This is a genomic window from Pseudoalteromonas sp. 68 DY56-GL68 (genome assembly GCF_041414825.1).
Taxonomy (GTDB): domain Bacteria; phylum Pseudomonadota; class Gammaproteobacteria; order Enterobacterales; family Alteromonadaceae; genus Pseudoalteromonas.
The window spans coordinates 1-13,503 of record NZ_JAOCZL010000005.1; the positions used below are offsets into that span (position 1 = coordinate 1).

The 13,503-nt window shown below is 40.2% G+C and carries 14 protein-coding genes and 2 tRNA genes; 7 read left to right on the plus strand and 9 right to left on the minus strand.

Going from position 1 to position 13,503, the window contains the following annotated elements:
• Positions 1 to 42: 42 nt before the first annotated feature.
• The 4 genes from NYF15_RS00725 to nudE all read right to left on the minus strand — a co-directional run bounded on the left by NYF15_RS00725 (position 43) and on the right by nudE (position 1,841).
• A tRNA-Met gene (locus NYF15_RS00725) sits at positions 43 to 119 on the minus strand.
• 43 nt (positions 120 to 162) lie between these two features.
• Positions 163 to 239: transfer RNA gene (locus NYF15_RS00730), tRNA-Met, on the minus strand.
• Between the two features lie 239 nt (positions 240 to 478).
• Positions 479 to 1,276, minus strand: coding sequence for a 3'(2'),5'-bisphosphate nucleotidase CysQ (cysQ, locus tag NYF15_RS00735; protein ID WP_237119888.1), 798 nt, complete (start codon positions 1,274 to 1,276; stop codon positions 479 to 481).
• Entirely contained in the window at positions 1,269 to 1,841 is a 573-nt protein-coding gene (gene nudE / locus NYF15_RS00740) for an ADP compounds hydrolase NudE (RefSeq protein ID WP_371352431.1), read from the minus strand. The genes cysQ and nudE overlap by 8 nt, the downstream gene beginning before the upstream one ends.
• Positions 1,842 to 1,902: 61 nt before the next feature.
• Here nudE and yrfG point away from each other — a divergent pair, with 61 nt between their 5' ends.
• Positions 1,903 to 2,568: a GMP/IMP nucleotidase gene (gene yrfG / locus NYF15_RS00745; RefSeq protein ID WP_371352432.1), complete on the plus strand. Its 666-nt coding sequence runs from the start codon at positions 1,903 to 1,905 to the stop codon at positions 2,566 to 2,568.
• Here yrfG and dcd read toward each other — a convergent pair.
• The 3 genes from dcd to dut are packed head-to-tail and all read right to left on the minus strand — an operon-like array spanning position 2,558 to position 4,104.
• Positions 2,558 to 3,076, minus strand: coding sequence for a dCTP deaminase (gene dcd / locus NYF15_RS00750; RefSeq protein ID WP_371352433.1), 519 nt, complete (start codon positions 3,074 to 3,076; stop codon positions 2,558 to 2,560). The genes yrfG and dcd overlap by 11 nt on opposite strands.
• A 3-nt stretch (positions 3,077 to 3,079) precedes the next feature.
• Positions 3,080 to 3,631 carry a hypothetical protein gene (locus tag NYF15_RS00755; RefSeq protein ID WP_371352434.1) on the minus strand — a complete coding sequence of 184 codons (552 nt, stop codon included), beginning with the start codon at positions 3,629 to 3,631 and terminating at the stop codon, positions 3,080 to 3,082.
• A gap of 17 nt (positions 3,632 to 3,648) precedes the next feature.
• Entirely contained in the window at positions 3,649 to 4,104 is a 456-nt protein-coding gene (gene dut, locus NYF15_RS00760; RefSeq protein WP_371352435.1) for a dUTP diphosphatase, read from the minus strand.
• Between the two features lie 122 nt (positions 4,105 to 4,226).
• On the opposite strand from dut, the gene NYF15_RS00765 reads away from it, so the two are divergent.
• Positions 4,227 to 4,856 (plus strand): peroxiredoxin-like family protein, encoded by a 630-nt coding sequence (locus tag NYF15_RS00765; protein ID WP_371352436.1) that lies wholly within the window; start codon positions 4,227 to 4,229, stop codon positions 4,854 to 4,856.
• Between the two features lie 32 nt (positions 4,857 to 4,888).
• On the opposite strand, the gene NYF15_RS00770 is transcribed toward NYF15_RS00765, so the two are convergent.
• Both NYF15_RS00770 and NYF15_RS00775 read right to left on the minus strand, forming a co-directional pair.
• On the minus strand, positions 4,889 to 5,257 hold the full coding sequence (locus tag NYF15_RS00770; protein WP_371352437.1) for a YacL family protein: 369 nt from the start codon (positions 5,255 to 5,257) through the stop codon (positions 4,889 to 4,891).
• 122 nt (positions 5,258 to 5,379) lie between these two features.
• A complete protein-coding gene (locus tag NYF15_RS00775; protein WP_130149110.1) occupies positions 5,380 to 5,604 on the minus strand; it encodes a hypothetical protein in 225 nt (74 codons plus the stop codon).
• A gap of 258 nt (positions 5,605 to 5,862) precedes the next feature.
• On the opposite strand from NYF15_RS00775, the gene uvrD reads away from it, so the two are divergent.
• The 5 genes from uvrD (at position 5,863) to NYF15_RS00800 (ending at position 13,256) form a co-directional block, all read left to right on the plus strand.
• Positions 5,863 to 8,028 carry a DNA helicase II gene (gene uvrD / locus NYF15_RS00780; protein ID WP_341803648.1) on the plus strand — a complete coding sequence of 722 codons (2,166 nt, stop codon included), beginning with the start codon at positions 5,863 to 5,865 and terminating at the stop codon, positions 8,026 to 8,028.
• Positions 8,006 to 10,075 (plus strand): GNAT family N-acetyltransferase, encoded by a 2,070-nt coding sequence (locus tag NYF15_RS00785; protein ID WP_371352438.1) that lies wholly within the window; start codon positions 8,006 to 8,008, stop codon positions 10,073 to 10,075. The genes uvrD and NYF15_RS00785 overlap by 23 nt, the downstream gene beginning before the upstream one ends.
• Positions 10,038 to 11,168, plus strand: coding sequence for an ABC transporter substrate-binding protein (locus NYF15_RS00790; protein WP_371352439.1), 1,131 nt, complete (start codon positions 10,038 to 10,040; stop codon positions 11,166 to 11,168). The genes NYF15_RS00785 and NYF15_RS00790 overlap by 38 nt, the downstream gene beginning before the upstream one ends.
• Before the next feature lie 61 nt (positions 11,169 to 11,229).
• Positions 11,230 to 12,078, plus strand: a complete 849-nt coding sequence (locus NYF15_RS00795) for a CZB domain-containing protein (RefSeq protein ID WP_371352440.1) — start codon at positions 11,230 to 11,232, stop codon at positions 12,076 to 12,078.
• Positions 12,079 to 12,224: 146 nt separating this feature from the next.
• The gene (locus NYF15_RS00800; protein ID WP_371352441.1) at positions 12,225 to 13,256 is read left to right on the plus strand and encodes an IS110 family transposase; all 1,032 of its coding nucleotides are present in this window, start codon (positions 12,225 to 12,227) and stop codon (positions 13,254 to 13,256) included.
• The last annotated feature ends 247 nt before the right edge of the window (positions 13,257 to 13,503 follow it).

Below are 13,503 nucleotides of genomic sequence, written 5' to 3' on the forward strand. Positions count from 1 at the left end.
GCTTTAGCGTGTCTAGTATTACATATTAATTTTAATTTCAGTTGGTTGCGGGAGCCGGATTTGAACCGACGACCTTCGGGTTATGAGCCCGACGAGCTACCAGGCTGCTCCATCCCGCGCCTGAATATTAAGTTTGTTTTACTTCTCACTTAATTTAAGAAGTGGTTGCGGGAGCCGGATTTGAACCGACGACCTTCGGGTTATGAGCCCGACGAGCTACCAGGCTGCTCCATCCCGCGCCTGTATGTTTAGAGTCCCAGAAGCCGGATTTGAACCGACGACCTTCGACTTCAGGATTTGCGAGTCCGACGAATGATTTATCATTCTGCTTCATCTCACGCCTGTAATCTCTAAGTAACAACAGCATGTTATTGATGCCTTGTTTCGAAGAGAGCGCTATCATATAGCAATAAGATTAGAAATCAAGAGTTATAGTAATAAAACACCACCAAACGAACAAAAAGCACACAAAGTGCTGTTAAAAAGCTCGTTGGTGAGGACTTATCATTTTTTGCCACTCCCAATCAGGGTGGCCCATAACGATAAAATCTGGGTTTTCTGTGCTTTCTCGTTGATTGTAAGTTAAAGGATTAAATTCAGCATCTGTAATGCAGCCACCCGCTTCTTCAACAATCACTTGAGATGCGCCTGTATCCCACTCACCTGTTGGCCCTATGCGTAAAAAACAATCCGCTTTACCTTCTGCAATAATACACGCTTTTAATGAGCATGAGCCTAATGCGACCGTTGCGAATTGGGTATTTAAATACTGACTTACCGCTTCAATTTTTTGTCGACGACTCACAGCTAAAGTTAAATTATCAGGTGTTGCAACCGAAATTTTCTGATCTTGGCCATTTTCACGCTTAAACGCGCCTTGCTGATAAGTTGCAAAATAAGTAACGTGCTTCGCTGGCCAATGGATAACACCTAATACTGGACGGTTATTTTCAATCAGTGCGATATTAACCGCAAAATCACCACTTTCTAAAATAAACTCCCCCGTACCATCCATGGGATCTAGCAACCAGTATTGCTGCCAATGCTTTCTGTCAGCAAGTGCAGGGATTGGCGTTTCCTCTGACATAATAGGAATATCTGGTGCCAACGCTTTTAATCCTGCCATCAATACTTCATTTGATGCTAAATCAGCTTTAGTTACGGGCGTATGATCGGACTTTTGCTCGGCACCAATATCATCTTGCTGATAAATAGCCATAATGGCATCACCTGCTTGTTCAGCTAGACGAATGCAAGGCTCTAAAAAATTACTCATTGGTAGCTCCCGACTCTAAGTACTTTGTTAATAATAGCAAAGCTGCAACACTTCGTGCTTCTGTAAAGTCCTCCTGTTGCAATAAAGACGGCCAATCACTCATCGGCCACTTCACAACAACAAGTGGCTCAGGTTCATCACCTGGTAAGATTTCAGGATAGAGGTCTTCGGCGTACAAAATATGCATAGTGGCATTAAAGTAACTTGGTGCCATGCTGACTTTTTTAAGGGCGGCAAAATAGTCAGCACCAAAGCCTACTTCTTCTTTAAGCTCACGATTTGCTGCTTGTTCGGGAGTTTCACCTGGATCAATTAAACCTTTTGGAAAGCCCAGTTGATAATCATTAGTGCCAGCACAATATTCTCGCACCAATAACAGCTCGTTATCAGCCGTTACAGGCACGATCATGACGGCACCTCTTCCACCACCACGAATTCGTTCGTATTGCCTTTGCTCGTTATTTGAGAACTTCAGCTCAAGGGATTCAACGGTGAACAGTCGACTCTTAGCGACAACTTCATTAGACAAAATTTGCGGTGGTGTAGGATGCTTTTTCTGTGTCATTGGCATTAATTTGCTATCATGGCAGTTATGCTCATCATAAATCTTTTAAAGTGAATTGCCTATGTTAAATTGGTCAAAAATCGATACTGTGTTGTTAGATATGGATGGCACCCTACTCGATTTGCATTTTGATAATTATTTCTGGCTTACTGTTATTCCCGAGCAATATGCACGTAAACATAAAATCAGTTTAGACGCAGCAAAAGCTGACATTTTGCATCGTTATCAACAAGTTCATGGGCAAATTAATTGGTACTGCTTAGACTATTGGCAACAACAACTCGATTTGCCAATAATGTCGCTAAAACGTGACATTCAACATTTAATAAAAGTGCGTGATGACGTACCGCCATTTCTAACTGAGCTTAGAAAAGCTGGTAAGCAATTGATCATGCTCACTAACGCGCACCCAGATTGTGCCATGTTAAAGTTTGAACACACTGCTATTGATAATTACTTAGATGGGGTAATTTCAACTCACCAATATGGCGTGAGTAAAGAGCATCAACCATTATGGCAACAAGTACATCAAGAGTGGAAGTTTGATAAGAAACGGACTTTATTTGTGGATGACAGCCCTGCCGTGCTCGATGCGGCAAAAGAGTTTGGTATTGGCCATATACTTGCAGTTGCCAACCCTGATAGTCAACAACCGCATAAGCAGTTCGATGGCTTTTTATCGACCATCGATTTTCGCGAGTTTATTTCAAACGGCCTTAAATCATAGCTGTGGGTGACATTGAATTTTGATACCGACCTTGGTAGCTATCTATACTTTTATCTGTTTGAAATAAGTACAAAGATGCAACAGGCATTCCTGGTATCAACTTGTAATAAAACTCACTCATATTAACAAGTTCAAGAGTGATCTTACCCTTATAACCGGGGTCTATTTGTCCGTCACAAACATGAGCAAATAAAAACCCTCGCGCTATAGAGCCTTTGGTTTGAACTAAACCAAAATTATCTTTAGGTATTGAAACCACTTCTTGAGTGCAAGCTAACAGTTTACCATTCGGAGGCAGGATAATACTTCCTTCTTCACCCAATGTAGTTGTTGTTGTTTCCATTTTTCTGGGCGGTGTGAAAGGCTCTCCATTATAAGGGGCGTATTTAGTAAATTGGTTATCTAAGTGGAGCGCTATTGATGTCGTATCAACGATTACATCTTTGCTCCCTCTAGTAACAACTTGTTTCGTTACTAGCTCTTGAAGTGAAGTTTGAGTGAGAACCATCCGCTATGCCTTCGTTAATAAAATAGTTAATACTGACATGATAATTGAGACTAAGCCTGTAATTATATGAGGAGTGTTGTTACTAAAAAAGTCCCTCAATTTGCTTGTTTCACTTGGCTCAATATTGATAGCATTTCTTGTACTATTACCAATGATTGGATGCTCTGTAGTCAAAAACGTAAGTGAACAAAATTTATCTTTCACTTTTATTGAAGCCTTTTTATTTCCAACATTAAAAATAGGTATATGTAACTTTCCTTCAAATAAAGGATCAACCTTTGTATTTGCAACGACAAGGCCCTTTGCTCCAAGGCTTCCTTTAGATGAAAGAAAAGCAAATGCATTGTTTGGCATCTTTATTGTTTGCTCGGTACAAATTAGCACACAACTATTTGGAGGAATCGTTAAAATATCATTCATCTTTCTCCAATCAGAATCCCCTGCCTTTTTGTACATATCACCTACGCTCAGATCAACAGAAACCTGTTCATCCGAATCTGAACATAAAGGTGTAATGTCTATTTTTCTATTCCCTAAATCCTTAGCAAGAATCATATCACCCTCATATACAACTATTTTTTTCCAGAACTACCAAAGCCACCTTCACCTCTTTGTGACTCATCAAATTCACTGACTACATTAAAGCCAACTTGAACAATTGGTATAAAAACAAGCTGAGCTATTCTTTCTCCAACTTCAACCTTATAAACTTTATCACTGCGATTCCAAAGTGAAATATAGATTTGTCCTTGATAATCCGAGTCAATAAGCCCAACCAAATTTCCCATAACTAAACCATGCTTGTGCCCTGATCCTGAACGAGGAATAATTGTGGCTGCAAGGCCGTTATCTTTCATATGAACAGCAAAGCCAGATGGTATTAGCTCAACTTGCCCAGGCTCTAATACTAAATCTTTTTCAATACATGCTCTAAGATCAATACCTGCAGAACCTTCTGTAGCATATTCCGGTAATGGGAAATCAGTACCTAAACGTTTATCTATAATCTTTAAATCAATATTTCTCATTTTTTCATTTCTGTGGATAACTTTATTTGCCTATATACTACAGTTAAATTTGGCATTGATGAAATAAAAACACCTATAAACAGGTCGTTTGTAAAATCGAGAAAGAATCATGAAGGATCCTAATGTTTAGATCACTACTTATTACTGCATTACTTGTACTATCTAGCCAAGCAATTGCAGCTACAGCAACGAATATTGCAAACTCAGCTGAGCAAGTTAGTCCATTACTGCCAGGCTTAACTATACAAAGTGTTGACTTAAAAGATCAGTTTGGAAAAAGCGTTTCTTTAGGTGAACGTTTTAAAGAAAAAACCACGGTATTAATTGTTTATCGTGGCGGTTGGTGCCCATATTGTTCAAGGCAATTAGTCAGTGTGCAAAAAATTGAAAAGCAATTAGCAAGCCTCAATGCACAAATTATCGCGATATCGCCAGATAGCCCAGAAAAGCTAGCTGAAAGCAAAATATCTTCCCCAAACTATCAACTTTTATCTGATGATAGTTTGGCATTGAGCCAACAACTCGGATTGGCATTTTATCTGGATGATAAAACCGCAAAAATCTATCGTAATAAACTTGGCGTTAACTTTGTGTCGCTAGATGGCGAAGCAAAGGTGGCTTTACCTGTACCTGCTGTTTTTGTGGTTGACACAAAAGGGTTAATTCACTTTCAGTATGCTAATCCAAATTATAAAGTGCGTTTAACTGAAGACTTATTACTTGCAGCTGTTAAATCAGTCAATGAACAATAAACTAGCCACTGATAAGCAGAACCTGTTTCTGCTTATCGCCCTTGCGTAAACTCTTGCCAAGATTCAATTAAATCAACAAAGTCTTCAAAACCACAGCCACTGCATAAGCCCTCTTCTTCAAGCATTAAATCATCATCTTGGTAGGCGACTAAGTCTTCGTTGTCTTGATGTAGTGCATGGGCTTCAAATAATGCTTCGTCTTTACTTAAAATCAAATCAATTTCTTGGCCTTGCAAGGTTAAAGGCTCATGACTGCTCTTCACTGCAGTAATTAAAGCTTGCACCATTGCGACTTTTTCTTTACCGATTTCTTCATTCAGCCAGCGACCAATAACGCCGTGCTCAGAAGAGATTTTAATGCGTAAACCACTAATTGGGTCGCGGATAAATTGATATTCCATGAAGAGTACTCGTAATACGTTATTGCACTAATTATACCGTTTGCAGCTAAACGTGGCGAGTTTTGCGGTCTTAAACAACACGAGCGCCATAGTGGCGCTCGTGTTTATGCTATGTAAAACAGCTAGAGTCGTGATTTAAAACGAGCAGCATCAATAATTGCCCACAAATAGACAATCGGCAGTAATACAAAACCGATCGCAACATAAATTAGCGCGCCACTGATAACCCATGCTAAAAAGAATGCAATCGCCGCCATTAAACGACCTTGTACCAATTGTCCTAAACCAGGAAAAAAGATATTACATATTGCTGCGATTACATTACCGCCAGAACCTTGCTCTGCCATACTAACCTCTGTAGTTTTTAATGATTATACTTTTTATAAACACACTTTATGCCAACTTATTATGACTTACAAATCAAAGTGTTAAAAAATACCGTTATTTTGATTTTAGTTCTTTTTGCTAAAAATCGGTCAAATTCACAATTTTTATTTACAATTTTAATGACTTGCCAAAATAGCTGTTTATAAAAACAGTATTTTATTTAGCCTTGCATAAACACCTGTTATACTCCACCCATTATAGATTGAAAAGGCGTAACGATGGACGTTTCTGAATTACTCGATGGCTTAAATGACAAACAACGGGATGCAGTCGCAGCCCCATTGCAAAATATGCTAGTACTTGCAGGTGCAGGTTCTGGTAAAACTCGAGTACTTGTTCATCGCATCGCATGGCTCATGCAAGTTGAGCAAGCTTCAGCATACAGTATCTTTGCGGTAACCTTCACTAACAAAGCCGCGAAAGAAATGCGAACTCGTGTAGAAGAAACCTTAAAAGCACCGGTTGGTGGTATGTGGATTGGTACTTTCCATGGTTTATCTCACCGTATTTTGCGTGCCCACCATCGCGAAGCGAACTTGCCTGAAAGCTTTCAAATCTTAGATTCTGACGATCAACAACGTATGATCAAACGCTTACTTAAAGCGATGAACATCGATGACAAAAAGTGGCCTGCAAAACAATTTGGTTGGTATATCAGCGCTAAAAAAGACGAAGGCTTACGCCCGAAAGACATTCAAGCCTACGATGTTAATGAACAGATGATGCTAAAAGTCTATGCTGCATATCAAGAAGCGTGCGACCGTGCTGGTTTAATCGACTTTGCTGAAATATTACTGCGTTGCTACGAAGTACTTAAAAATAACCCGACACTTTTACGTCATTATCAGCAGCGCTTTGCTCACATGCTGGTAGACGAGTTCCAAGATACCAATACAATTCAGTACGCTTGGTTAAAGCTACTCGCAGGTAATACGAATAGTATTATGATCGTGGGTGATGATGACCAAAGCATTTATGGCTGGCGTGGCGCAAAAATTGAGAATATCAAACGCTTTTTAACCGACTTCGAAGCCGAAACCATTCGCCTTGAACAAAATTACCGCTCAACAGCAACCATTTTGAAAGCATCAAATGCGCTGATCAAAAACAATGCTGAACGCATGGGCAAGAGCCTTTGGACTGACGGCAATGATGGTGAGCCTATTTCTGTTTACGCTGCGTTTAATGAATTAGACGAAGCCCGCTTTGTTAGTAGTAAACTACGCAGCTGGCTTAATGCGGGTAATGCATTACAAGATGCCGCCATTTTATACCGTAATAATGCGCAATCTCGTGTACTCGAAGAAGCAATGCTACAAGAAGGTTTAAAATACCGTATTTACGGCGGTATGCGCTTCTTCGAACGTCAAGAGATCAAAGATGCACTTTCATATTTACGTTTAGTGGGCAATCGTCAAGATGATGCTGCTTTCGAGCGCGTTATTAACACCCCTGCCCGCGGCATTGGTGATAAAACGCTAAGCCATATCCGTGATTGCGCGCGCAATGAATCATTGCCACTTTGGTATGCCGCAAAAGCTATTATCGAGCAGCAGCACTTATCTGGCCGTGCAGCGAGTGCCGTCACTAAATTCTTAGAGCTTGTTGAGCATATCGAAGATAAGATCAGCGACCTCACCTTAGAAGAGCAAGCGAAATACGCCATTCAAACCTCAGGGTTAATGGCAATGTATCAAGCTGAAAAAGGTGAAAAAGGCCGTGCCCGTGTAGAAAACTTAGAAGAGCTTATTAGTGCTTGTGGTCAATATGAACTCCCTGAAGATGAAGAGTTCAGCTCGCCACTACAGGGCTTTTTGGCCTATACCTCACTAGAGTCTGGCGAAGGTCAAGCCGATGAGCACGAAGACGCGGTGCAAATGATGACCCTGCACTCAGCAAAAGGCCTAGAATTCCCACTGGTATTTATGGTTGGTGTTGAAGAGGGCATGTTCCCGTCACAACAAAGTAATGAAGAGTCTGGCCGTTTAGAAGAAGAACGCCGCTTATGCTATGTTGGTATGACTCGCGCGATGGAAAAACTATACATTAGCCATGCAGAAAGTCGCCGTTTATACGGACAAGAAAAATACCACAGCCCATCACGCTTTTTACGTGAAATGCCTGAAGACTGCATCGAAGAAATCCGAATTAAAACACAGGTTTCTAGACCACCTGCTGCAGGTCGTTTTAGCCCATCAGTAACCCATGCTGCATTTGAAGATAGTGGCTTTAACTTAGGGCAACGCGTCTTACACGCCAAGTTCGGTGCAGGAACCGTACTCAATTACGAAGGTAGCGGCGCACAGTCACGTATTCAAGTGAACTTTGATGACCTAGGCAGCAAATGGCTTGTAACACAGTATGCAAGACTTCAAGCCTTATAATGAGTATTTAACAGCACTGTGTAATGAGCTGGTGATTGCAAAGCATCGCCAGCTTGTCATTGTGCAAGGCAGCGAAACTTGGTGCCATCAGTTTGCAAACCAATTAGCGCTTAAAAATACCTATGTTTTCAGTAGCAACTCATTATTAGCAAATAGTGAGTTTCCAAAACATGCTCACCAAATTCTTGGTCAAGAGTTTCAACACGCTATTTTTGATGGTTTTAGCGGTTTATATGCCGATAAACTAGCCGCGCTTGCAGGTACCGTAAAAGCAGGTGGTATACTGATACTTTTGCTGCCCGATGATAATAATTGGCAAGACCCAGCACTCACAAGTATCACCTCTTATGGCGAAGAGATTAAACACAGCTTTTTTAATCAGCGCTTTTTCGCCAAGCTAAAATTGCAGCCACATTATTTTACTGAGCACTCGCTTCCTACTTACCAATCAATTTCGCCAGCAACTGCTGAGATAAATTATCAGCAACAACAAGCATGTGTTGAGCAAATTATTAAAACCGCAACAGGGCGCGCTAATCGCCCATTTGTGATCAGTGCAGACCGGGGTCGTGGTAAGTCAGCTGCTTTAGGGCTTGCAGCAGCAAATCTTCAAGATAAAAAAATCCTTATTTGTGCCACGCAAGCCAAGGCCGTACAAACAAGCTTTAAACATTTAGCATCTGAGCTTGGTATAACTAAAGAGCAAAATTGTAAGCAACTAGCTAACCTTAGCTATATTGCGCCAGATACACTCCTACATGAAAAACCTGACTGCGATCTGTTATTTGTCGACGAAGCAGCGGCGATTCCGGTTCCTATGCTATTACAGATCCTGAAAAGCTATCCGCGAATCGTATTTGCTAGCACTATGGTTGGTTATGAAGGAAATGGCCGAGGTTACACGTTACGTTTTCTACATTACTTACGTAGCCAATTTAAATCACTGAAGACTATCACTCTGGATGAGCCCGTTCGCTTTGCCAAACATGATCCTTTAGAAAATAGCCTACGCAAACTATTATTACTCGATGCAAAGTACCCAGGCACGCAAAGTAGTGAGCCATTCCAATTTGCAAACATAAGCAAAGAACAACTCGTTGATGATGAGCAACTACTTAGCCAAATAATGGCATTACTGGCGCTGGCTCATTACCAAACCACAGTGAATGATTTACGCCAACTGCTTGATGCGCCCGAGTTACAGCTGTCTATCTGTAAGCAAGAAAATGCACTAAAAGCAGTTTGTTTGGTGGCTGTTGAAGGTGGTTTAACGGCTAAGATCGCAGAACAAGTTAAAATAGGTAAGCGCAGACCACATGGCCATTTAATGGCACAAACCATTACTCAACTGAGCCAGAGTACAGAAGATTTATGTAAACGCTCTGCAAGAGTTGTGAGAATAGCTGTCGCACCAGAGTGTCATCAACAAGGTATAGGTTCAGCCCTATTAAATTACTGCGAAAAACAACTAGATAATTGCGACTATTTCGGTGCGAGCTTTGGCGCAAATGCATCCCTGGTTAAGTTTTGGCAAAGTAATGGTTTTAAGGTCATTAAGTTGGGTTTTAGCTACGACAAAGCAACTGCAGAACATTCGGCTTTAGTCATAAAGCCACTTACCCGCCAAGCGAAGCATTCAGCCACACAGCTCATTGGTGAGTTTAAACACGACTTCTCGTTACAACTTTTAGGCCACTTTAGTCACTTACCTTGGCAGCTGATTGCTGAATTATTACCCCATTTTCCACAAAGCAAATGTCCAACTGTATTATTAAGCAGGGCTGAGCGCCTTATAAATTCTGAATTTTCGTTATTTAATGCTCAACCCTTACTGTGGCAACTGATCTGGCATACACCAATTAGTCTAAACTTGCTCAATCAAGATACAAAATTCATACTTATTCGGCTAATATTACAACAATCCTGTACCGATCACTTCATTAGTGAAGCAAATCTGTCCGGAAAAAAAGAATTAAACACACAATTCAAAGCCGCAGTGCAAGGTTGGTATGCTCACTTTAAACTACTCAATAATATCGACAATTAAGAGCATATTGTTATCTCTTTCACTTTTATCCACTTTGGGTCATGCCGAAGACACTCTCCCCCCTATAAAATTAGGTATGTCTACAGCACTATCAGGGCCAGCAAAAGAAATTGGCGAGCAATTAGCTTTCGGCAGCAATATTTATTTCGATAAGATAAATGCTGATAGCGGTATTAATGGTCAAAATATCAAGCTGATAATTGCTGACGATGGTTATGAGCCAAAAAATACGGTTGTAAATACACGGCAATTTTTATTTAGCGACAACATCCACGCAATCTTTGGTTCAATGGGAACACCGACTGCACATGCCATTAAACCTTTACTTGATAGGCATCGTACACCCTTTCTGATGCCTTTTACAGGCGCAGATTTCCTACATAATAATTCAATGCCGAATGTATTTAACCTACGTGCAAGCTATCAAGATGAAGCGTCTGAACAAGTCGATTATTTAGTAAAAGAACGTCAGCATGAGAAAATTGCATTAATGATTCAAGCTGACGAATTTGGTTATGTTGTTGAAAGCAATTTAATTTTAGCTTTAGAAAAATATGAAATAAAACCTATTGAAGTTGCCCGATTTAAACGTAATAGCGAAGATATTGCAAAGGCACTAACGCAACTTAAACAAAGTAAAGCGACTGCAATCTGTATGGTAGGCACATACAAACCGTTAGCTGAGTTTATCAATACAGGCTATCAGCAGGGTTTCACACCCGACTATACCGCCGTTTCTTTTGCATCAAGCCATGAACTATACAAGCGAATTAAGCATCCAAGCAATATTATGGTCACCGAAGTCGTCCCCGATCCTAATCGGTGTGATAACGCTTGGTGCGTGCAATTCAATGAAGACATTAAGCCCTACCAAAGGAAGGCAAATCGCATAATTTTTGAAGGTTATCTAAATGCAGTTGCACTGGTTAATGCTGCTCAAAAGTGCTCTCCCCCTTTAAATAATCAATGCTTAATTTCCAAGTTAAATGCACTATTTGAAGAAGATACTGACTTCGCAAAGTTATTTAGTGAGCAGACTGGTAATAGTGATAAAAAAATTTATCGCTCATATTTTAAAAGTAATCAAGATTAACTACTGCTAAATCAGAATAATGTTCTATGCTTTAAAGACTTAATAAGGCTTTGAGGGAAATATGGATCTGATTAATTTTCGTGTTGGGCATAAGACCATTTCACTTAAAATACTCGATATTCTTCTAACGGAACGTTACGAAAATAACCTTACGTCCCTACCTAATGAAAATAAAAGCTTTATTGGCGTTAAAGACTACATGGATACACCCACTCCTATATTTGACTTAGGAATTGTACTTAATAACCAATCGACTCATAAAACAAATGCTGCGTTAACAGATTTATTAGCTGAGAAAGAAAAAGAGCACCAACTCTGGTTAAATGCACTAGAAGAGAGCCTGCTCACTGGTGCTGCGTTTACACAATCAACCGATCCTGACAAATGCGCTTTTGGCCGGTGGTATAATAGCTTCAAAACAGACAATGAAGACTTGCAAAACATTCTTAACAAATTTGATACTCCCCACAGAGCACTACATGCAATGGCTGGTGAGTTACTCGAATTACAAAAGAACCTTCCTAAAGATAAGTTAATCCATATATTTGAAGAAAAAAAGAGGCACATCTTTAACCAACTAATACGTTTATTTGAGTCTGCTAGAGAACAGATAATCCTCGACTATAAACCGATTATTATTTTCACTACTAAAGATGGCATCACACCACATATAGGATTACTGGTTGATAAAGTAGAAGACAACATCAACGTTAAAAAAGAGGATATTAAACCCTTAGATAAGTTAACGTCCGTCGGCTTTGATGTAGACCCACAAACCAAAAATATGATGCGCGGTTTAATAAAAATGAAAAATAAGCATACGTTACTCATTGACCCAAGCGCTATATTCCGCCCAGAACATCTAAGCAGCCAAGAAGAGGAAGAAACTGAGGCCTACGGCTTATTTTAGTGACCTTAATGGCAGAGGTGGACGGTATATGCCATTTCACTATCAAAATACTAGAGCATAGCAGATGTATGGACTCCTCCCCATTAACGGGAGAGTACGGTATAAAGAAATTGCAAAACATCTTTTACCAATTAAGGAGTCCATACATGACACAGTCTAATTTAATTGCTATTGATTTAGCAAAAAACATTTTCCAAGTTGCGCAGTTTCAAGGTAATAAACTTAAATTTAATAAACAAACCAACCGCAAAGCATTGCTTGAATTATTAGTTAAAGCAAAACCATCCGTTGTTGTTATGGAAGCATGCGCAAGCGCTCAATATTTTGCACGTACTGCGCAATCTTTTGGTCATAAAGTCATATTGCTTGACCCTTTATTTGTTAAAGCATTTAGACAAGGCCAAAAAACAGATGCAAACGATGCTATTGCGATAGCCATTGCTAGTAAAGTGCCTAATGTCCGCACCTGTAAAATTCTCTCTATCGAAGAGCAAGCATTGCAATCTCTTAGTAAGGTTCGGGCGCTCGCAGATAAACAAAAGATTCAATTATCAAACCAGATACGTGGTTTACTTCTTGAGTTTGGTATTGTGATTAACCAAAGTGAGGCCGCATTTAAAGCAGCCATACCCGATATTTTAGAAGATGCAGAAAACATGCTGCCATTAGAACTAAAACATGCGCTTGCGCTGAGTTACGCTCTTTATCAACAGCAGTGTGACAACAAAGTAGAGTTACAAAAACAAATCGAGCGTATTGCAAAACAAAATGATGGCTGTCAACGCTTAATGGCACTCGAAGGAGTCGGCCCAATCACTGCTATCGAACTCCTGTCTTTTTTAGGTGACACAACACAGTTTAGCAATGGAAGAAGTGCTGCGGCGTGTGCAGGTGTGACACCACTACAGCATTCGACCGGCGGTAAAGCAAAGATAGGCCGTATACCTAAAAGACGAGGTGGAGCATTAAGGCGAAATCTATTTTTAGGCGCTCGCTCGATAGTGAGTAAATTAAAAAACAGAGAGGCCTCGACTGAAAAAGAACGATGGATAAAAAGCCTTCTGGTAAGAAAAGGGGTTAAGTGCGCGGCGATTGCATTAGCAAACAAAACAATGAGAACCGCCTATGCCTTACTTAAAAATGGAACGGATTATGAGCCGACAATACTGACAGCATAAAGTAAAAGAATAAAAAATTAGTCAGCAGAAGAATTGAACAAGCCAAGATAGAGCATTAAGTGGTGAGACCTACCCTTGATAGCCTGAAAACCCGCTAGTGTACGAAGATACCGTGTAGCAGATAAGGCACAAGGGCGCGAAAACATCAAAGTGACCGAGGTAGCGCCTCATTAGAGTCCGTATATAAGTACGCAATCACATCAGCTTAATGTAAAAAGGCTTGTGCAATCGGAGGAGTCCATATAAG